Genomic DNA, 19,170 nt, shown 5'->3' with positions numbered 1-19,170 from the left:
AGCCGTGCAGTGCAAGCAGCGCGGTTTTCTTTTTCACGACCTCGGCTTCGGACTTGCCGTAGATACTCTTCCGCACCCGCTTGCCGTTGTAGTAGCCCAGGGCCACCTGGGCTTCATACCTTCCATCCGCACGGCGGCGGATGTGGCCTTCGCCTTGCGCCTTGCGGGTACCTTTCTTATTGGGCATCCTTTTCCCCCCTGGCTACCAAGCGAATCTCCACCTCGAGAAACTCGAGCAAGTCCTTCCCGGTGTTGGTGAGCAGCCCCTTCCTACCGGTAAAGTATTGGCTCACCGTCTGCCGCTTCACTCCCTTCTTGCGCGCAAAGTCGGACTGGGTATAGTGGACCCCATAAACTGGACACGAAAACCGCAGGCTCTAAGCGACTATAGAAGATGAGAAAGAACCACTCAGCCAGTTTCAAAGCGCAGGTGGTCCTGGAGCTACTCAGGGAAGAAAAGACCGTTTCGGAGCTGGTCTCTGCTTACGGGGTACACCCCAGTATGCTGCACCGCTGGAAGAAAGCTGCCCTTGAGGGGTTGCCGCAGCTGTTCGACCGGGATAAGGATGCTAAAGCAGCCCAAGCAGCCTATGAGCAAAAGATCGAAGAGCTCTACACCGAGATCGGCCGGCTGAGCACGCAACTGGCTTGGCTCAAAAAAAAAGGTCTCTATGATGACCAGAGCTGAACGCCTGGCCCTACTCGACTGGGAGGATGAGACCATGCCTATCACGAAGCAAGCGGAACTGTTGAACCTGAACCGCTCAGGGCTCTACTACTGCCCGCTTGCGCCGTCGACTGAGGAGATCGCCCTGAAACACCGCATCGACGAACTCTACACCCGTTGTCCCTTCTACGGTTCCAGGCGGATCACCGCGAGCTTGCGCCGAGAAGGCTGGCACCTGGGCCGCAAGACTGTCCAGCGGCACATGCGGGAGATGGGCATCCAGGGGATTCATCCGGGTCCAAACCTGAGCAAACGCCGCAGCGATCATCAGGTCTACCCCTACCTGTTACGAGGTCTAGCCATCACCCTTCCTAATCAGGTCTGGGGGATAGACATCACGTATATCCGCTTAGCCAGGGGCTGGCTCTATCTGGTGGCCATCATGGACTGGTTCTCCCGGTACGTGGTCAGTTGGGAACTAGACGACAGCCTCGAACTGGGATTTGTGCTGGAGGCGGTGGCACGGGCCTTTGTACAAGCCAGGCCCGACATCTTAAATAGCGACCAGGGCAGTCAGTTCACCAGTCCCAGCTATCTCCAGCTCCTTCACCGCGCCGGGGTCAGGGTCAGCATGGACGGCAAGGGACGAGCCAGTGACAACATCTTTACCGAAAGGCTGTGGCGCACTCTGAAATACGAGGAGGTCTACCTGCACGACTACCAAACACCAAAACAAGCCAGAGGCGGTATCAGCTGCTATCTGGAGTTCTACAACCAGGAGCGGCTGCATCAGTCACTCGAGTATCAGACCCCTGCGGAGGTGCACTTTGGTTCAACCCAGCCGGTCAGCCAGAACGTCCAAACCAAGACTCATGCAATGCTAATGGAAGGGAGGGAGTGTCGCTTAGACCAGGCCCGAATCTTGTCTTGACAGAGGGGTCCACCTTAGGGTTTTCCCCTTGATTCGCATGACCCGCTCGATCTGCTCCAGCAGTTGGGCTTCCACTCGTCTCATCTCCGAAGCATACACAGCTATAAGCCCTTGGGACTGAGTATAAGTCTTCACGACTTATATTGCAAGTCCCTAAGACTTACCTTAGAGCCATTGCTGACAATCCTGGGAGTCGGGAAAAATATCACTGTCACCGACAATCGGGGCATGGCGGACAGGGATTAGAGCTTCGCCAACCTAAAACTGCTACATGATGACAAAGCCTCGCTGGTGATGATTGCCACTGGTAATATGGAGAGGAGTACGCCCATCAGGCATGACTATGGAGATTCGACCCGAGCAGTTACGAGGAGTAGTGCAGCTACTGGAAAACGACCCTGCTTCTTACCGGGCGTTTGGGCCATTCTGGTGGTTTATCAAGCGGCTGTTACGGCGTTTCTATGCCCAGAATCGCGCCCTCTATTTCCTGGGGGGTAGCGATGAGCCAGAAACCCGCCGACGGTTGGCAGGATTGTATCCGTCTGAGAGCGGTATGTTCGAGGCCGCCTTGCATCACTACGCCGCCAAAGTGCAATACGGTGAGGTGTATGACGGCGAAAGTTACTGGCCAGACGATGAAAGCCCCTACCGGCTGGTTGACCCCGACATGGGGCCTGCCAACCTAGTGCAGTAAGGCGATTTGGGAGATTTGTCAGTAGCGCACTTCGGATGGCGTAGTGGCGGTAGCGGAGAGAGCAGAGCAGTGTACGCGATTTCACCGACCATTGTTTGGTCGTGGTTGTTACCTCTCTGGCATTAGCCGGACTCTCGTTCTGGGTTAAGTGATTAGCGGTCGGTTATGCCGCTCCTGCCAGTCGCTCGAGCTCAGACACCACATCGTTGAACTCCTCCACCATTCGGATCGGAGCCTGCGCCTCCCTGAAGGCGCCAACCAACTCCCGGTAGTACCACAACTGGTCTTCCTTGCCCGCGTTGAACCGCAACCATAGTTCATCGCCGATCCGCCTGTAGTCGGCCAGGATGGCCCGTGCATTATGGAGCTTATCGGCAAGAGCCACCCGTGCGAACTCCGAGCCCTGCTGCCGGATGTGCTCGACGGACTGCCTCTTGCGCTCGTGCCAGGGAGGTTTCGCACCCCCATGATAGTTCGGCGGCGTGTCGGTACAGCCCTCGATAATCCTGACGACCCGCTCTCCAAAACGCTGGCGAAGGTCCTCTCGGGTGACCAGCTCCGGGTGATCCTCCAGGGTGTCATGAAGGAGGGCCGCAACTGCCTCCTCCTCGTCGCCACCGTGCTCCAAGACGATGGCGCAAACCGCCAGCAGGTGCGACACGTAGGGAATGCTGGTTCCTTTTTTGCGCTGGCCGTTATGCACCGTAGCTGCGTATGCCAGGGCTTCCCTGAAACGGGTTCCAAGCTGAGGGGTTTCCACCTATCCATCACCTCCGGGCAAATCTACATCCTGCGGCACAATAACTGCGAGCTGGACAGCGCTGCACAGCTACATCGTACATGACATCGCCCTGAGGCCACGTCCGCTCCCCCCGAGGTTCTTGGGATGCACAGCCTGTCCCTGGACAATACCAGACAGTTGAAGGTGTACTCGAGGGCTTGGCTGTATTTCTGTGTGAGCATGAATCCTCCTTCGGCTCCCTTCGGAAGGGGAGTCGCTTTTGGGGTACTGGATTTTGGCCTGTTGGGGACACCTCAATACTACACCCTGCGTGGGGTGGGGGTGCGGCATATGACCGTGACTTGGACACCTCGCTTTTGAAACGCGGGGTTTATGAAACAGCGTCGAGGTCGTGAAGTTCGCCCGCACCAACGCATATGCCGAAGCTGTCGGAGTTTGCGACAACTTCATTTTCCCCGACAAGGGCTGAGGTGGGGATGGGTAGCGTTTGAAACGCTACCCTACTCGAGCATCTCCCAACTCGGACAGCCTGGCGTGTCCTGGTAGGTCGGCACGACCTTGTTGCCGTGGCTGGAGTGCTTGCAACGATGGAGTTTGGAGTTGAAGAAGGCGCAGTCACCACAGGTGGGAGGAATAGGCTCGAGGCGTACCCTGACCCGCAGTGCAGCCAGCATCCTTCTGGCGGTTCCCGTGAGCAGCCCTCGCCCACCCGATAGGTAGGTGGTGACCTGCTTGTCGCCCACCTTGAGGGCTCTCGAGAGGCCTACCTGCGTCCTGCCTTGCACCTTGATGATCCGGCGGATTTCACTTGCTACTTGGGCCTCGACCTGCCGTTGTTTCTTGTCCATGATTCCACCCTACACGGCATAGGGGTAGGGCATACACAGCGTGGGGTGGGGCATACCTTGGGTGAGGTATTGGAGGATAGGACAAAGGGAAGGGGGTGTCTGGGGAGCCCTATGGACGTTAGTGCTAGGGTGTAGGTATGGAAGGCATAGACGACCGCCTCGAGCCTTTCTGCAATCATCTCAGGGGCCATCCTGCCCGCTGCCAGGCTAGGGCGCACGGCTCTGGGGAGCAGTGTAAAAAGCCCGCCGTGAAGGGCCTCCGGGTTTGCTCCACGCACGGAGCGGGCTACCCCAAGCGAGTACGGGAGGGCAAGCGCCAAGACCCCACCACTGCCTCCGTGAAGCACCGTCTTTACTCGGGCATAGAGTACGACAGCCCCTTCACCCTGATTGACCGCATCCACGAAGCTCTCAAGGACAACCACGCCACCGACGACGAGTTAGCCGTAGCCAAGAGCAGCCTCGAAGTGGCCCTGAACCGCTGGGTGGCGGCGATGGGCGGGAAAAGCCTGGGTGAGCTGCTGGCCCCGCTGGATGCCGAACTCGAGCGCTCCCTCTTTGATGGGGACGGCATAGACGTTCGCGCCCTGCGCCCCCACGTCCACGCGCTGCACCGCTGGCTCAGGGAGGTTGTTAGGGGAGGCGATCAGGTCTTGGACTACGCGACCGAGATCATCAAGATGGAGCGCACCCGCGCCGAGATCAAAGACCGGATGTCGAACGAGAAGGCCAAGCAGCAGTTCCTGCTCTTCTTCGGAGTGACCTGGAGGATCGCGCTCGAGACTTTTCCGCCTGAACAGGCCGCTTTGGCAGCGGAGCGGCTAAGGCGGGAGTTGATGAACCCACAACGGCTCGATTTCGATTTTGGGGTGTAGGGTCAGCGCACTTCGCAGGCTGCCAAAGCAACGCGAGTTGGAGTGGCAGTAATCTGCACAACGAATAGCCTTGAACCCTTCGTGAATACGTGAAGCGCGTCTGGGGCCAGAACCCCCTCGAGAACGTATCCGGCTCCCCGGATCGCCGCGACCAGTGTTGTGCGTAACTGTCCCCCATCCCGGATGTCCTCCCATAGCCTGAACTCGCTGTTACTCAGGCACTCGGCATAGTTGTTGCGCTGGAGAGTCTCGAAAAAACTTGCACGGGCCTCTATAAACTCCACGCTATCAGGCACGTAGGCGGTGGCGAACCGGGGAAGGGTGATACCCAGCAGCGCTGAACGTGCAACGGCGGGGCGTTAGGGCGGTCGGGGAGGGTCGGGGCCGCTGTGGCGGCTGAGGACACCTTGCAAGCGGTGTAGAGGACATTCTGGTTGCCCACACTGAAGAACACTACGAAGCTCTGATCGCGCCTCTGAAGTAGGTAGGTTAATTGGTTTGGCGGCAACCCATCAGAGAAGTCAGTCATGCGATACCCCTGTGACTCCAAGGCACTGAGGAACCTCAACAAGGAATCAACGGGCTGCGGTGCCTGCCACAACCGCAGCTCCATTCCCCCCAAACACCGTCCGCCTCCGACCTGCTCAAGACCTATCCTCATAACGCCAGTCAGGGTGCGGTGAACCTTATGATTTGCTGGGTAGGCGTGGGCGGTGGGGTATAGATTCACACCGAACATTTCGGAGCGAGCGGTCGGGATGTAGCCCGCCAGTCGAAGCTGGGCAATCGCAGAAGTGCTCAACAAAAGGGCAATTAGAAATGCCAGAAAGCGGGGCATAAATGATCTCCTTTCATCCACCCTAGTAGGATTGCTCTGCTTCCCTTGTTCAAAAACATCAGCACCGCTCCTGAAGCGGTGCTGATGTTCCTTGTCCGGGCTTCAGGTGCCTTTGTAGTTGGGCACAATTGCCCTCACCATCTCCACGGCGGCCTTCTTGACTTCCTGCGCCCGCGCCTGATCTAGGCCGCGCACCTGGATGTTGTCCAACCCCACATGTTCCACCACCCGCATGGTCTGCTGTTGCGACTGTGGGAGGCTGGCTCCTGGTTTTTCTTTGTCCTGCATGTAGAACTTCAGAAAATCCCCCATGTTTTCGAGGCGGTTTCCACCTTTCCAGAACTCCATATCCACGTGGGGTGCGGTGGCCGCACCCCTCATGCCCTGCATCCCGATCACATCGCCGCGCTCGAGGGTGCTGGCCGCCCTAGCGGATGGTTTTGGGGCGCGAGAGACAGCAGCTGGCGGGCGCAACAGGGGCAAGAGGTAGGCCCGCCGCGCCCCCTTATGTCTCCTCTGCCTCGGCCTTGACCAGCAGTTCGGCCTGCTCGAGCACCACCCGAGCCGCCTTCTCCTGCCTGTCGGGCGGGTAGCCGTGCTTGCGCAGCACCCGCTTGACCAGCCGGCGCAGATTGGCCCGCACCTGCTCGCGCACCGACCAGTCAATGGTGGTGTTCTTGCGCACCGTCTCGGCCAGCTCGCGGGCGATCGTCTTCAGGGCCTCGTCGCCCATGACCTGTACCGCCGAGTCGTTGACCTCCAGCGCGTCGTAAAAGGCTATCTCGTCCTCGCTCAGCCCCAGCCTCTCGCCCCGGCTGCGCGACTCCCGCATCTCGCGGGCCAGGGCGATCAGTTCCTCGATCACCTGGGCAGTCTCGATGGCGCGGTTCTGGTACTTGGCAAGGGCAGCCAGGAGCTTTTCGGAGAAGGCCCTGGACTCAATCAGGTTCTTTTTCGACCTGAGCCGGATCTCGTCGCTCAGCAGCCGCTCGAGCATCTCCACCGCCAGGTTGCGCTGGGGCATCTGGCGCACCTCGGCCAGGAAGCTCTCGGACAGGATCGAGATATCGGGTTTTTGCAGTCCAGCAGCCTCGAAGATGTCTATGACCCCGGTAGGGGCGATGGCTTTGTCTATCAGCTGCTGGATGGCCGCCCCCAGGTCGGCCCGGGCCTGCTGCTTCTGGCTCTCAGTGGGCTTGGCAAGGGCGGCCCTGACCGTGAGAAAGAACGCCACCTCGTCCTGGGCTCTGGCGCCCTCGTCGGTGGCGGCAATCAGCGCGAAAGCCTGGGCAAGCTCGGTGGCGGCCTTGAGGAAGCGCTCCCGCCCGTCCAGAACCTTAGGGTCGAGAATAAAGTCCTGAGCGTCTCGCAGAACCTCGAGCTTCTCGGCCGGCGTGCCCTCCAAAAAGTCGGTGTAATCGAAGCCGTGAAAGAGGCCCCGGCAGACCGAGAGCCTGTCCTCGAAGGCCCGTAGCGCCAGGTCTTGATCCAGCACTGGCTGGCCCTGTCCGCCGCTCTGGGTGTAGACCGCCAGGGCCTCGCGCAGGCTGCTGGCGATGCCGATGTAGTCCACCACCAGGCCGCCGGGCTTGTCCTTGAAGACCCGGTTGACCCGGGCGATGGCCTGCATCAGGTTGTGGCCCTGCATGGGCTTGTCAAGGTACATGGTATGCAGACTGGGCACGTCGAGGCCGGTGAGCCACATGTCGCGCACGATGACCAGTCCAAAGTCGGACCCGGGGTCGCGGAAGCGCCTGGCGATCTCTTTGGTGCGGGCCTTTGAGCGGATGTGAGCCTGCCAGGCAGCGGGGTCGCTGGCCGAGCCGGTCATCACCACCTTGAGAAAGCCCTTGTCGTCGGCGGGGTGGTGCCACTGGGGGCGGCGCTGGGTCAGGGCGTTGTACAGGTCCACACAGATGCGGCGGCTCATGCAGACGATCATGCCCTTGCCCTTGAGGGCCGTCTGGCGTTGCTCGAAATGCCTGACCAGGTCGTCGGCGATCTGCCCGATGCGTTTGGGGGTACCCACCAGGGCCTCGAGCTGTGCCCATCTGCTCTTAAGCCTCTCCCGGCTCTCGCGTTCTTCGTTCTCGGTGACCTCTTCGAACTGCTGGTCGAGCTTAGGCTTCTCGGCCTCCTCGAGGCTCAGCCGGGCCAGGCGGCTCTCGTAGAAAATGGGTCGGGTAGCGTTGTCGGCAATGGCCCGCTCAATATCGTAGATATCAATGTAGTCGCCGAAGACCGCCCGGGTGTTGCGCACGTCGCCGAACTCGATGGGGGTTCCGGTAAAGCCCACATAAGTCGCGTTGGGAAGGGCATCGCGCAGGTTGCGGGCGAAGCCGTAGGCGGTGCGCCCCAGTTCGTCCACCCTGGCGGCGAAACCGTACTGGGTGCGGTGGGCCTCGTCCACCAGCACCACCACGTTGGACCGCTCGGACAGGGTAGGAAACTTGTCGCCGCGCTCCTCGGGCAAAAACTTCTGGATGGTGGTAAAGACCACCCCGCCCGACTGCACCGCCAGCAGCTTTCGCAGATGGGCGCGGCTCTCGGCCTGCACCGGCTGCTGGCGCAGCAACTGGGCGCTGTAGGAGAAGGTGTCGAAGAGCTGGTCATCCAGGTCGTTGCGGTCGGTGATGACCACGATGGTGGGGTTTTGCAGGGCGGGCTCGAGCACCAGCCTGCCCGCGAAAAAGGTCATGGTCAGGCTCTTGCCCGAGCCCTGGGTGTGCCAGATTACCCCTCCACGCCCGCGTTTCCCCTCTTCGGCGCTGCCCTGGCTGGCCGCCTTCACCGAGTCCAGCGCTTTCTGCACCGCGTGGAACTGGTGGTAGGCCGCAAGCTTTTTGCTGATGTTTCTGGTGTCGTCCTCGAAGGTCACGAAGTGCCGGATCAGTTGCAGCAGCCGCGCCCGGTCAAACACCCCCTTGGTCAGGGTCTCCAGCGACTCGCTCAGCACCTCCTGGCCGGTGACGGTCTTCCAGGCCAGGAAGCGCTCAAAATCGGCCCCCAGGCAGCCCAGCCGGGCCGCAAGGCCGTCCGAGATCACCTGCAAGACGTTGTAGACGAACAGACGGGGAATTTGCTGCGCATAGGTCTGGAGCTGGTCGTAGGCTTTGCCAACCGTGGCCCGCTCGTCCTTGAGGTTTTTGAGTTCAAAGATGGCCACCGGGATGCCGTTCAAGAAGACCAGCACGTCCGGGCGGCGCTCGACCGGGCCCTCCTGGATGGTGAACTGGTTCACCGCCAGCCAGTTGTTGTTGTCCGGGCTGGCATAATCCAGCAGTTGCACCCGGTACCCCCTGGGCTGGCCTTCCCAGAGTATCTCCACCTCCAGGCCGTCGGTGAGCATCCTGTGGAAAGCCCGGTTGTTCTGCATCAGGCTGGGGTGTTCCAGGGTGCCGATTTTGCGGATGGCCTCGTCCAGCGCGGCCTGGGGCAGGCCCGGATTGAGACGAACCAGCGCATCGCGCAGCCTGCCCAACAGCAGCACCTGGCGGTAGCTCTCGCGCTCGGCCTTGGGTTCTTCGGGGGCGATGCTGGGGCCGAACTGGTACTCGTAGCCCATGCTGCGGAGCCACTCGAGGGTGGCCTGCTCGACAGTGTTCTCGCTGAAGGCGTTCACGGTATATCCATCGTACAAACCACTCGCAAAATTCAAGGTTTAGTGCAATGGTATGTGTCGAAATTCTGTCTCATAATATACACATCTAAGCCATGTGTCGAAGCGAGCGACATTTGGGGGCGACCCTTGTCTGGAGGCATTGCAGCGGTCGGAACGTGATTTCGCACTCGCAGGTCTGCTCTTGCCATGCTACATTGTGCTCATTGGCCGAGAACTGCGTAGCGGGTCTCGGCGTTATTGTTTTGGCAAAACCACCAGGCCCGCCCCTGATAGCTGCCCTGATGCCGCCTGAATTTCGATGCGACGATTTCAAAATCTCTGTGCGTGCTTACCCCACACATGACGGGTCACAATCAAGTCTGCGAGTTGTAGCCCGGCAATGTTCGATCAAACGCCATAGCTGAAGTATATGTCAAATATCGTACTCACACTTTACACAGCAAATGAGAATGTCGTTTGGGTGTACATTGTGCTTGAGCTGCCTCTGTGACAAGCTGCTCGCGTTATCTGAAGCCAACCAGAAGTATAAAGAAGTGGGTGACGCGTAATGTCTCACAAGACGTTACCTAATAAGAATGTGATTTTTATACTAACTAATTAATAGCTGCTCTGCTAAGCTCTAACCATAAGCCGAGAACTGCGTAGCGGGTCTCGGCTTCATTGTTTGGGCAAAACCACCAAGCCCGCTCCCTTATAACTCCCCCGATACCGCCGGAATTTGGATTCGACGATTTCAAAATCTCTGCGTGTGTTCTTGCCCAACACATGGCGGCCTATCGGGCTGACAACCAAGTCTGCGAGTTGTAGTCCGGCTATGTTCTCGTTTTTTCGGTGGATCTTCAAACCTGCGATTCGCCGCTTGATCTGTGCGGCACGCATAAAGTGTGTACCGGCAACCTGAAGGTTAGCCCACGCCAGCCGGAGCTGGGCATCGAGTGGGCGGCCCCTCGCCTCTACCATCATCAGCCCACCCGAGGGTTGGTCGCCGATCTCCATACAGAAACGCTCTACCAAAACATTCAGACTAAGCATGTACGGGTCAAGGGCGTCATTCTAATACCTCGACAGGTGGTGATCCTTACGAATCGCACAAGCCACCACTTGATACTCCCAGCGCTGCATGACCTCATTTAGTCTCTCGAAGAACTCGGCTCCAAAAATGCTGTCTTTCACGCGCTCAAAACCGTTGCGGTTGCGGCTTATGTCTGCCGTGTGCAAAATTAGGCTCTCAGTGCCGAATAAATCCCGCTTCAGCTGGTCTAGCTCCGGCTGAATAACACTGCTGGCGTAGTCCTGATCAACAATCACGCCCCCCAACACAAACACCGGGTAGGACGGGTCAATCTTGGTCAGGCTGTGGTCGCCCGACTCGTCGAGGTACATGATCTTCACGCGCTAGCCTCCGCCAGTTGCCCTACTTCCGAAACCGACAACTCCCCCGACAGCAGCCTGGGCAAAAACGAATCTTGAAGGATAGCTTGCTCGACGGTGTTCTTGCTGAATGCGCTCACGGAATTAGTATCGTACCGCCGGGTTGAATTTGCGTTGGGTCATCAATCGTTTTGTCCCCGTTTCAATCCTCTTTGGAGGCGTTGGTTTTCCAGATGTACTGTTGGCGCAATGAATGCAGGTGTGTGGGTGGGAGGTGTTTATCGTACTGCAATCGCCCAACCACAATCCCGGCATGAACGCCAATATGCCGAGCAAACGTGCTCACGTCTGCATAGGTAAAGCTGTTTTTCCAGATGAAGCTTTCGTAATCGCCTGGTGCGATCAGGGTATTTCTAGAGAAGCAATTCGCTTCCTCCTCGAGTCGGGTAAACTCAGGGTCGTCGCTGTTATCTTCCTCGAGGATGGACTTCTTGCCATGCAAGACTAAATGTCCTATCTCGTGGAAAAGGGTAAACCAGAAGATGTCAGCCCACTTCCCGCGAATCGTCACCACCAGCACGGCCTTGTCGCCCACCCAGAAGACAGCACCGTGGGCGTAGGTCTTGGGCAGGTGGGGCTGGATAACGAGTGCAACCCCACACGAGGCCAGTAAGTCGTAAAGTTTGGGCAAAAAGACTTCGGGTTCGAGTGCGGTTAGTGCCCTGATTTCGGGCAGGAGAGCCTTTAGTCGGCCTAAACTGAACGGTGCGGTAGGGGTTTTGATGGCCTCGAGTTCGGCATGCCGCAGCCAAGCTGCTACCGCGTAGGGGGATGCCTTGCCCTTTTTGCGGAAGGCCAAGTTGTAAGCGTGGACGTTTTGAACCGACCCAAGCGAAGAGACACCGAGATAGCCTCTAAGCGCAAGCACCTTATCGGCGGGCTTCCGGGCTGGCGTAACCCACCTGAGCTTCACCATCTCGCGGTAGGGGAACTCGTCCACCAGACCGACCTCGAGCATCGAGTCCGCTCCCTCTGTCTGGCGGGCCTTGGTGAGCTGGTATTGACTCTCGAGGCCCAGCCATAGCGCGGCGGGCAGCCCCAGCGCCTTCTCAAGTTGTAAGGCGGTGTCGGGGGTGATAGCTTTGTCACCCTTAACTATCTCATTCACGGCCTGAGCGGGTCTCCCCATGCGGCGGGCCAGCTCGGCTTGGCTCATCCCGTACTCCTCGAGCACCTCTGAGATGTACTCGCCAGGCGGGATGGCAAGGTCAGACTGTAGAGCCGCTTCAGTCATCATAGTGGTTGCTCACCTCCTCTATCTGCACTATGGTTCTTGTGTCATCCTTGAACGTAAAGATTAGCCGCCACCGGTCTACAAGTGTGATAGCCCACTGACCGGCCCGCTTTCCCTTAAGCGGATGGCAGCGGAGCCCGGGCAGTTTCATAAGAGTGTCGTAGTCGGGTGCATTCTGAAGAATATCCACCCGCTGAATGAACCGGCGCGCCACCTGCTCCCCAAACTCACGAGTCGCCTTTTTGTGCTCAAGAAAACACCTCTCGAGCTTTTTGTCGCGGAACCTAACCTGCAACCGCCCCTCCCAACCGGTCACAACCCCGCGCCATCCCTACACAGAGCCCCGCCTTCAACCCTGGCGTGAAGAAACGGCCTCTAAATACGATAATATCGCATTTCCTAGAAATCATTGTAATATATATACACCCTTGGGGTGAAAACTGACAAGCCTATTTATGCCCGTAACGCTCGACTCCACCGAGAGCAGCCAGATAACATTTCTACTCAAGGGTGGCTTGTCCGGCATTGTTTTCGTCGAATGTTGACATCACTTTGCTCCTGCATCGGAAAGAACCTCATCATCAGGAACGTGAACACTCAGCCAATCGAGCAGTCTTTTTGATAAATGCTCGGCCTGCTCTGTTTTCTGACCGAACCTCAGGAAGACTCTTTTACTAGAAACCTTCAATCTTGATTGAAGCGTCGCTCTTGTTCTCCAATCAACGCCCATGTTCTCGTCAACAGTCGCCAGTAGCGAGTCAACGATGTGGGCACCATCGGAAATTGTAGCGCTAGTGTCTAACCCTTCGGACAGTAAGAACACATTCAACTTGGGTCTGAGCGGGGCTAGACGGCCGTTGTACGTAGAAGTCACTTCAGGCACTAGCTTAAAACTTGGGAACTGAAACTTTTCCACTATTTTTACTGTGGCATCATCGGGCCGAATTTCCTCAGGCATAATCTTGATGGACTTAGCTTCCTCAAGCATTTCGACGTATGCAGAACGATCAATACCGTACAGTAAACGACTAGGCTCAATCCGAATTTGCATGGCCTCATCGGGCCTACCTACAGCAAAAGATAGTACAATGGTTGATTTACCTTCGTCCTCCTCGGTTGCTGCCTGAACCGAAACGGCTTGATCTATCAGGTCATTGTAAGTTGGGAAACTTGTGTACGGCTCCCGCGTGACCTCAAGGTTAGGTTCTTTCCCATCAAAGGCATTTAAAAGGATGCCGAGGATTGCATCCCCCGCGTGAAGAAACGTCCGAGCATGATCGGCACTAATCGCGTCCAGAAACGCGTCTTTTCCATGCGCTACTGGGCCTAAATCGTTCCGCATATCAGACAACGCATCCGTAAGCTTATTGAAGGCGGAAAGCACTTTGTCGAGTTTGCTTGCCCCCCTAGTGTTCTGTAAGCCGAGAGGGCGTAGAGCTGCGACAAGCAATTCAGTGGTTGATGGCTGATTCGAGGGCATAGGTTGGCGAAACTCACCCAAGATTGTTATGCAGACGCTCTCAATGAAGGATTTGACGTGTTCAACTAGCCCGTGGTCGTTGGCTAAGAAACATGCTGAGAGCGCTTTGTGATACTGAGCAAGCGTAGGTGCGTTGGGCCATCGCTCTTTAGCACGGGTAAAGTTGACCGCCAACGAATCCAGATCAGCCATTAGGTCACCTCCCGATACGCTTCAGCTACATTTCCAGTGCCCAAATCCCCAGATAGCAGCCTAGGCAATAGCGCATCCCGCAGTGCGACAAGGGTGCGGGACTCCTCGAGGTTGGCAACCACGCGAGCGTATATGCCTCCAGCGAAAGTCTCGAAAGCCCGGAGACTTCCCGCGTCCGGCACGAGAATAGGCAACGTCCTGAAATTTGCCTTGCTGACCTCGAGGAACGTCGTTCCGTTTGCCCGGCCCTTGATGGCTTCCATGTTGTGCTCGGCCCAGTGCAGGACGTACCAACTGGACAGCTGCCTGGTGCATTTCATCGAGATGAAGCCCTGGTTAGTGGCGACAGGTATCTGGCTGACTGCCAGGTATCCGATGGGCGCTCTCGAGGACATCAACACAGTACCTACAGGCAGCAAACCAGAACCAATTTCAGCAAGTCCTAGCTCGGTTATCTTCCGCTCTGTGTCGAGCAAAATCGGGTTAGAAAGTGCCGATAAATCCTTGGGCGTTACCCAGTGAATATGACCATCCCAAAAGCTGGGTTCTTTGGTGCTGGGTGTGCTGCCACCGACAACATCAACCTCGAGGCCAATCTGGCTCACCGTCCACCCTCGAGGCACCTCCCCCAACTCCGAATCCTCAAACCCATCGGGACACAGGGCCGCCGTCTCTGCGTACATGCCTTCTGGCTGCCTGCCCCCCTGCTTAGCCCGCACGGGGTCGAAGTCCACGAACCACGACTTGAAGAGGGCTTTGGCGATGGCCTCGAGCGTCTCACTCATCCGCCGGTTCAGGTCTATCTTGTCGTCCAGCGTGCCGAGGATGTGGGCGATGGCGCGTTGGGTCTCGAGGGGCGGAACTTTTACCTTATGAGCTTTACGTGATTGCGGTTGACTCCAGGAACACTACTTTTGTCGTTGAACTGGTGAAAATCGATTGTCTGCAAAAGGTAGTAAATGTACCGAGGCAAGTTGCCGTGAAAGTCTTTTACCCAGAGGGTGGTGTTCAAGGGCCAGTAGTCTTGTTCGATGTAGAACACTTGGCCTATCGTGCCGTATCGTCCAGTCACCACGCCCGGCCCACTCACTCGAGCTTCGGAGTGAGTATCACTTGGCCCAGAAGATGACACTATCGGCACAGAGCCAGATTTACGCTCCTGGGTCGGCAGATCAAAACCTCTTTGCAAAGTAGCAACTTCGCCGAGAAGCTGTTCCCGCCACTCAATCCCCATAGCCCAGCCTCCGCAGGTTTTCTCCGGTTGGTGTTTTTGGTTCGCTCATAACGGCTCGGTTCCTTCGTTCAGGGTGGCTAGGTAGCGGCGGTAGGCGAACACCCGGTTGCGGCGCTGGCCGGTGATTTCCTCCACGATGCCCAGGCTTTCCAGGGCACCGATTCCCTTCGTGGCGGTGGGGAAGCTCAAGCCCGTGCGGTGGGTTACTTCGCCCACGCTCAGCAGCGGGCGTTCGCGTAGCACGTCGAACACCCGCAGGGCCGTGGCGGTCTGGCGGCCCAGGGTTTGAATCCGGGTGCTGTCCTCTTTGAACAACCCCACCAGGCGCTGGGCGGTCTGCACAGCGTTGTTGGCGGTCTGCTCCACGCCCTCGAGAAAGAAATCTACCCAGGTCTCCCAGTCGCCCTTTTGTCGCACCAGGTCCAGCAGGCGGTAATACTCGCTGCGATACCGCTTTAGGTAGAGGCTCAGGTAAAGCATGGGGCGAGAGAGCACCGCACCCTGGCTCAAGATGAAGGCAATCAGCAGCCGCCCGATGCGCCCGTTGCCGTCCAGGAAGGGATGGATGGTCTCGAACTGGACGTGGGCCAGCGCGGCCTTGACCAGGGTGGGGTAGGGGGCCTGCTCGTCGTGGATGAAGCGCTCGAGGGCCGACATACACTCCTGCACATCCGGGGGGGGCGGGGGAACGAAGTGGGCGTTGCCGGGGCGGGTGCCCCCGATCCAGTTCTGGCTGCGGCGGAACTCGCCGGGGGATTTGCCGCTGCCCCGCCCCCTCGAGAGCAGTACCTCGTGCATCTCCCGAATCAGGCGGCTCGACAGGGGGAAGCCTTCTTCGAGGCGAGCCATGCCGTGCTCGAGGGCTGCTACGTAGTTCGACACCTCCACCACGTCCTCGAAGGGCACGCCCGGCGCGTCCTCCAGCTCGAAGAGCAGCAGGTCGGAGAGCGAGGACTGGGTGCCTTCGATTTGCGAGGAGAGCACCGCCTCCCGGCGCACGTAGGCGTAGAGGAAAACGTTGGGCTCGGGGAGCAGCAGGGTGATGCTGTCGAGGCGGCCCAGGGCCAGGTGGGCGCGCTCTAGTAGGTGCTGGCGGGCGGGGGTGAACTCGAGAGGCGGAACCGGGGGGAGAGGGTTGGGAATGAAAGCCCGCACCACCTCGCCTGTTGTGCTCGTGACCGTGTAGCGCCCAGTCGTTCCTCTGTGCATGAAGGGGTAACTCCTTATTCAAACAACGTTGAATATAGCCGACCGCTATTAAAGCATAACAGCTTATCGCTTAATAAGCCTTTATTCCCCATAGCCCAGCCTCCGCAGGTTCTCTCGGATTTGGGCCTCGAGCTTCGCCCCCAAGGCGAACTGCTCGTTCAGGGTCTTGGTCAGCCGCTGCATCTTCTGGTCGAAGGGCTCGCCGTCGTCCTCCACCGCCTCTGCCCCCACATACCGCCCAGGGGTCAGCACGTAGCCGTGCCCCTTTATCTCTTCGGTTGTGGCGCTCTTGCAGAAGCCCGCTACGTCTGCGTACTCCCCCGCGCCGTCGCCACGCCAGTTGTGGTAGGTGCTGGCAATGCGGGCGATCTCCGAGTCGCTCAGGTTGCGGTTGACCCGGGTCTCCATATAGCCCAGCTTGCGGGCATCAATAAAAAGGGTCTGGCCGCTGCGGTTGCGCAGTATCTTGCCCTCCATGCCGCGCCCGTTCTTCTTGTTCTTGGCGATAAACCACAGGCTTACCGGGATCTGGGTGGTGTAGAAAAGCTGCCCCGGCAGGGCCACGATGCAGTCCACCAGGTCGGCCTCGATAATCGCTTTGCGAATCTCGCCCTCGCCGCTGGTGTTGCTGCTCAGCGAGCCGTTGGCCAGCACGAAGCCCGCTACTCCGTTGGGCGCCAGGTGATAAACCATGTGCTGCACCCAGGCATAGTTGGCGTTGCCCACCGGGGGCGCGCCGAACTGCCAGCGTTTGTCCTGGCGCAGCCGCTCGCCGCCCCAGTCGGAGATGTTGAAAGGTGGGTTGGCCAGAATATAGTCGGCCCGCAGGTCGGGGTGCAGGTTCTGGTGGAAGGTGTCGGCGTTGTGCGGCCCCAGGTTGGCCTCGATGCCCCGGATGGCCAGGTTCATCTTGGCCAGCCGCCAGGTGGTGGGGTTGGACTCCTGCCCAAACACGCTGATGTCTCCCAGCCTGCCGCCGTGGGCCTCGACAAACTTCTCCGAACTGACAAACATCCCGCCTGAGCCGCAGCAGGGGTCGTAGACCCTCCCCTTGTAGGGGGCCAGCATCTCCACAATCACCCGCACCACCGACTGCGGGGTATAGAACTCGCCCCCCAGCTTGCCCTCGGCGCTGGCAAACTTGGAGAGGAAGTATTCGTAGACCTGCCCCAGCACGTCCTTGGAGCGGTGCTCTGCGCTGCCCAGCCCCAGGTTGGAAAACTGGTCAATCAGGCCACCCAGCACTTCCTTGTTGAGCGTAGGGCGGGCGAAGCCTTTGGGCAGCACTCCCTTGAGGGTTTTGTTCTCGCGTTCCAGCGCTTCCATCGCCTGGTCAATGCGGCTGCCGATCTCGGGCTGCCTGGCGTTGGACTGGAGCACGCCCCACCGCGCCTCCTTGGGTACCCAGAAGATGCCCTCGGCGGTGTACTCGTCGCGGTCTTCGGCGGCCTCTTGGCCGTACTCGGCGCTCACTTGCTGCTAGCGCTCCTCGAAGGCATCGGAGATGTACTTGAGGAAGATCAAGCCCAGCACCACGTGCTTGTACTCGGCGGCGTCCATGTGGCCGCGCAGTTTGTCGGCGGCGGCCCACAAGGTGGCTTCAAACCCCAGCGATGCCCCGTTGTTCTTCCGGCTCGAGACTGCCTTAGCCATAGCTAGCTAATAGTCTACCCGGCTGCTGGTGTTAGCTTAAGCGGTTTTCGCTTACCCCAGGCCGCTGCCTATTGCGCTTCCCCTTTTGCACCGCTCCCCCGACTGTCCAGGCCCCAAATCCAGCACCTTGCGCCTGGCCCGTGGTTCAGGGCATCCTCGGGGGCCTCCCGGATAGTGCCCAGGGCGGGGGTGGGGAGTACCCAAAGGGAACCCCATATACCATACCAATAAAGGAACCCTCATGAACCAGGCCAATAAAGGAACCCTCTTGCACCTGATAGTGCCGGCCCTGACCCCTGAGCGAACGGGCTACAGCAACGACCCCTTTGTGCGCGCTGGACAGGCAGACCCTCCCGGTCAAATCCGGTGGGTAACGCACCTTGCTCGCACCTTATTGGGAAGGGTGGGGTCTATCGCTCGGGCCTGCGCCACGGCCACAGCCCAGAGAGCAGGGGGGCCCAGAATTCGGCCAGGTCGCCCCTTTCTAGCGCGTCCCGGTCTCCCTGGGCCAGCGAGTTGCCCTTGCCGGCCTCGACACCAGCAGGTTGTGTGTTCTTGGTAATGCCAACAGGGCCATTGGGTTTGGCGGTCTTACCGGAGGTCTGTCCAGCACGCACGCTGGTAACACCGCCAACCTGCCAGACCCAGCCACCTTTACTCCTGTTGCCAGTGCTTCGACAAATGGTCGCAGGTTCGAGCCCTGCTCGCGGAGCCAACAAACCCAGGGAAACCTGGGTTTTCCCTTGCTACAAACGCCCGGCTTCGATGATGCTCGACAGAAATTGCTGGGTACGCTCGTGCTGGGGGTTGAAAAATATCTGCTCAGGCGGGCCTTCCTCATGCACCACCCCCTGGTGCATAAAGCACACTTTGCTGGCTACTTCCCTGGCAAAACCCATTTCGTGGGTCGCCAGAATCATGGTCATACCCTCGTGGGCCAGCTCACGCAGCAGATTGAGCACCTCCGAGACCAGTTCCGGGTCAAGCGCCGAGGTGATCTCGTCCAGCAGGAGCAGCATGGGTTCCATGGCCAGCGCCCGCACGATGGCAACCCGCTGCTGCTGCCCGCCCGAAAGCTGGTCGGGATAAGCCTGGGCCTTGTGCTCGAGGCCAATCCTCCGCAGCAACCCCATGGCTTTTGCTTTGGCCTCGGCTTCGGGCATACGCAGCACCTGAATAGGGGCCAGAAGAATATTCTGCAAAACCGACATGTGCGGAAACAGGTTGAAGCTCTGAAACACGATGCCCACATCCCGCCGCAGAACGTTCAGGTCAACCCCCGGCCCGGTAATGCGGTCGCCGTGCAGTCGAATCTCACCCTCCTGGATTTCTTCCAGCCCGTTCACGCAGCGCAGCAGCGTAGACTTGCCACAGCCCGAAGGCCCAATCAAGCAGACCACCTGATGCTCTTCTACCGCTAGATTGAGGCCCCGCAATACCTCGTTGGTTCCAAAGCGCTTAACCACGTTTTTGACTTCCAGAAAGCTCATGCATGGCCTCCCAAGCCGAAAGCCCAAAGC

Annotated in this window: 21 protein-coding genes and 2 pseudogenes; 5 read left to right on the top strand and 18 right to left on the bottom strand. The window is 58.8% G+C overall.

Translation table 11 applies throughout. The features are described from left to right. A pseudogene (locus tag Q0288_RS05185) lies at window positions 1–187 on the bottom strand (hypothetical protein); the annotation flags it as partial. Further along, the gene (locus tag Q0288_RS05180; protein WP_299428199.1) at window positions 177–374 is read right to left on the bottom strand and encodes a helix-turn-helix transcriptional regulator; all 198 of its coding nucleotides are present in this window, start codon (window positions 372–374) and stop codon (window positions 177–179) included. The gene Q0288_RS05180 and the pseudogene Q0288_RS05185, both read right to left, overlap by 11 nt. Before the next feature lie 20 nt (window positions 375–394). Between Q0288_RS05180 and Q0288_RS05175 the strand changes: the two genes are divergently transcribed. The 3 genes from Q0288_RS05175 to Q0288_RS05165 all read left to right on the top strand — a co-directional run bounded on the left by Q0288_RS05175 (window position 395) and on the right by Q0288_RS05165 (window position 2,292). Then, window positions 395–688 carry a transposase gene (locus Q0288_RS05175; RefSeq protein WP_299428181.1) on the top strand — a complete coding sequence of 98 codons (294 nt, stop codon included), beginning with the start codon at window positions 395–397 and terminating at the stop codon, window positions 686–688. Continuing rightward, window positions 672–1,598, top strand: coding sequence for an IS3 family transposase (locus Q0288_RS05170; protein ID WP_299428178.1), 927 nt, complete (start codon window positions 672–674; stop codon window positions 1,596–1,598). Before Q0288_RS05175 ends, Q0288_RS05170 begins: the two co-directional genes overlap by 17 nt. 337 nt (window positions 1,599–1,935) lie before the next feature. Then, window positions 1,936–2,292: a hypothetical protein gene (locus Q0288_RS05165; RefSeq protein WP_299428175.1), complete on the top strand. Its 357-nt coding sequence runs from the start codon at window positions 1,936–1,938 to the stop codon at window positions 2,290–2,292. 163 nt (window positions 2,293–2,455) lie between these two features. On the opposite strand, the gene Q0288_RS05160 is transcribed toward Q0288_RS05165, so the two are convergent. Then, window positions 2,456–3,052: an HD domain-containing protein gene (locus tag Q0288_RS05160; protein ID WP_299428172.1), complete on the bottom strand. Its 597-nt coding sequence runs from the start codon at window positions 3,050–3,052 to the stop codon at window positions 2,456–2,458. A gap of 126 nt (window positions 3,053–3,178) precedes the next feature. On the opposite strand from Q0288_RS05160, the gene Q0288_RS05155 reads away from it, so the two are divergent. Next, a complete protein-coding gene (locus tag Q0288_RS05155; RefSeq protein WP_299428169.1) occupies window positions 3,179–3,394 on the top strand; it encodes a hypothetical protein in 216 nt (71 codons plus the stop codon). A gap of 140 nt (window positions 3,395–3,534) precedes the next feature. Here the strand turns inward: Q0288_RS05155 and Q0288_RS05150 are convergent, their stop codons facing one another. Next, window positions 3,535–3,882 carry a hypothetical protein gene (locus Q0288_RS05150; RefSeq protein WP_299428166.1) on the bottom strand — a complete coding sequence of 116 codons (348 nt, stop codon included), beginning with the start codon at window positions 3,880–3,882 and terminating at the stop codon, window positions 3,535–3,537. Between the two features lie 338 nt (window positions 3,883–4,220). Between Q0288_RS05150 and Q0288_RS05145 the strand changes: the two genes are divergently transcribed. After that, the gene (locus Q0288_RS05145; RefSeq protein ID WP_299428163.1) at window positions 4,221–4,757 is read left to right on the top strand and encodes a hypothetical protein; all 537 of its coding nucleotides are present in this window, start codon (window positions 4,221–4,223) and stop codon (window positions 4,755–4,757) included. Window positions 4,758–5,697: 940 nt separating this feature from the next. On the opposite strand, the gene Q0288_RS05140 is transcribed toward Q0288_RS05145, so the two are convergent. The 14 genes and pseudogenes from Q0288_RS05140 to Q0288_RS05075 form a co-directional block, all read right to left on the bottom strand. Then, window positions 5,698–6,069 (bottom strand): hypothetical protein, encoded by a 372-nt coding sequence (locus Q0288_RS05140; protein ID WP_299428160.1) that lies wholly within the window; start codon window positions 6,067–6,069, stop codon window positions 5,698–5,700. A gap of 31 nt (window positions 6,070–6,100) precedes the next feature. Then, window positions 6,101–9,217, bottom strand: a complete 3,117-nt coding sequence (locus Q0288_RS05135; RefSeq protein WP_299428157.1) for a type I restriction endonuclease subunit R — start codon at window positions 9,215–9,217, stop codon at window positions 6,101–6,103. 657 nt (window positions 9,218–9,874) lie between these two features. Next, window positions 9,875–10,213 carry a DUF3800 domain-containing protein gene (locus Q0288_RS05130; RefSeq protein ID WP_299428154.1) on the bottom strand — a complete coding sequence of 113 codons (339 nt, stop codon included), beginning with the start codon at window positions 10,211–10,213 and terminating at the stop codon, window positions 9,875–9,877. 57 nt (window positions 10,214–10,270) lie between these two features. Continuing rightward, window positions 10,271–10,600, bottom strand: a complete 330-nt coding sequence (locus tag Q0288_RS05125) for a DUF3800 domain-containing protein (RefSeq protein WP_299428196.1) — start codon at window positions 10,598–10,600, stop codon at window positions 10,271–10,273. 190 nt (window positions 10,601–10,790) lie between these two features. Continuing rightward, a complete protein-coding gene (locus tag Q0288_RS05120; RefSeq protein ID WP_299428151.1) occupies window positions 10,791–11,885 on the bottom strand; it encodes a HigA family addiction module antitoxin in 1,095 nt (364 codons plus the stop codon). Continuing rightward, complete coding sequence (locus Q0288_RS05115) at window positions 11,875–12,177, bottom strand: type II toxin-antitoxin system RelE/ParE family toxin (protein ID WP_299428148.1); 303 nt, start codon at window positions 12,175–12,177, stop codon at window positions 11,875–11,877. The genes Q0288_RS05120 and Q0288_RS05115 overlap by 11 nt, the downstream gene beginning before the upstream one ends. A gap of 252 nt (window positions 12,178–12,429) precedes the next feature. Beyond that, a complete protein-coding gene (locus Q0288_RS05110) occupies window positions 12,430–13,554 on the bottom strand; it encodes an abortive infection family protein (protein ID WP_299428145.1) in 1,125 nt (374 codons plus the stop codon). Continuing rightward, entirely contained in the window at window positions 13,554–14,381 is an 828-nt protein-coding gene (locus Q0288_RS05105) for a restriction endonuclease subunit S (RefSeq protein WP_299428193.1), read from the bottom strand. The genes Q0288_RS05110 and Q0288_RS05105 overlap by 1 nt, the downstream gene beginning before the upstream one ends. A gap of 38 nt (window positions 14,382–14,419) precedes the next feature. Continuing rightward, on the bottom strand, window positions 14,420–14,788 hold the full coding sequence (locus Q0288_RS05100) for a restriction endonuclease subunit S (protein ID WP_299428142.1): 369 nt from the start codon (window positions 14,786–14,788) through the stop codon (window positions 14,420–14,422). A gap of 45 nt (window positions 14,789–14,833) precedes the next feature. After that, complete coding sequence (locus Q0288_RS05095) at window positions 14,834–15,997, bottom strand: Fic family protein (protein ID WP_299428139.1); 1,164 nt, start codon at window positions 15,995–15,997, stop codon at window positions 14,834–14,836. Window positions 15,998–16,078: 81 nt separating this feature from the next. Continuing rightward, a complete protein-coding gene (locus tag Q0288_RS05090) occupies window positions 16,079–17,173 on the bottom strand; it encodes an SAM-dependent methyltransferase (protein WP_299428190.1) in 1,095 nt (364 codons plus the stop codon). 54 nt (window positions 17,174–17,227) lie between these two features. Continuing rightward, a pseudogene (locus Q0288_RS05085) lies at window positions 17,228–17,650 on the bottom strand (type I restriction-modification system subunit M N-terminal domain-containing protein); the annotation flags it as partial. A 410-nt stretch (window positions 17,651–18,060) separates the two neighbouring features. Beyond that, the gene (locus Q0288_RS05080) at window positions 18,061–18,267 is read right to left on the bottom strand and encodes a hypothetical protein (protein WP_299428136.1); all 207 of its coding nucleotides are present in this window, start codon (window positions 18,265–18,267) and stop codon (window positions 18,061–18,063) included. A 129-nt stretch (window positions 18,268–18,396) separates the two neighbouring features. Beyond that, the gene (locus Q0288_RS05075) at window positions 18,397–19,140 is read right to left on the bottom strand and encodes an amino acid ABC transporter ATP-binding protein (protein ID WP_299428133.1); all 744 of its coding nucleotides are present in this window, start codon (window positions 19,138–19,140) and stop codon (window positions 18,397–18,399) included. Window positions 19,141–19,170 lie beyond the last annotated feature (30 nt).

Source organism: uncultured Meiothermus sp. (assembly GCF_937863175.1).
Lineage (GTDB): Bacteria > Deinococcota > Deinococci > Deinococcales > Thermaceae > Meiothermus.
The sequence above is the reverse complement of the archived record's forward strand: the minus strand, read 5'-3'. Positions and strand labels throughout refer to the sequence as shown.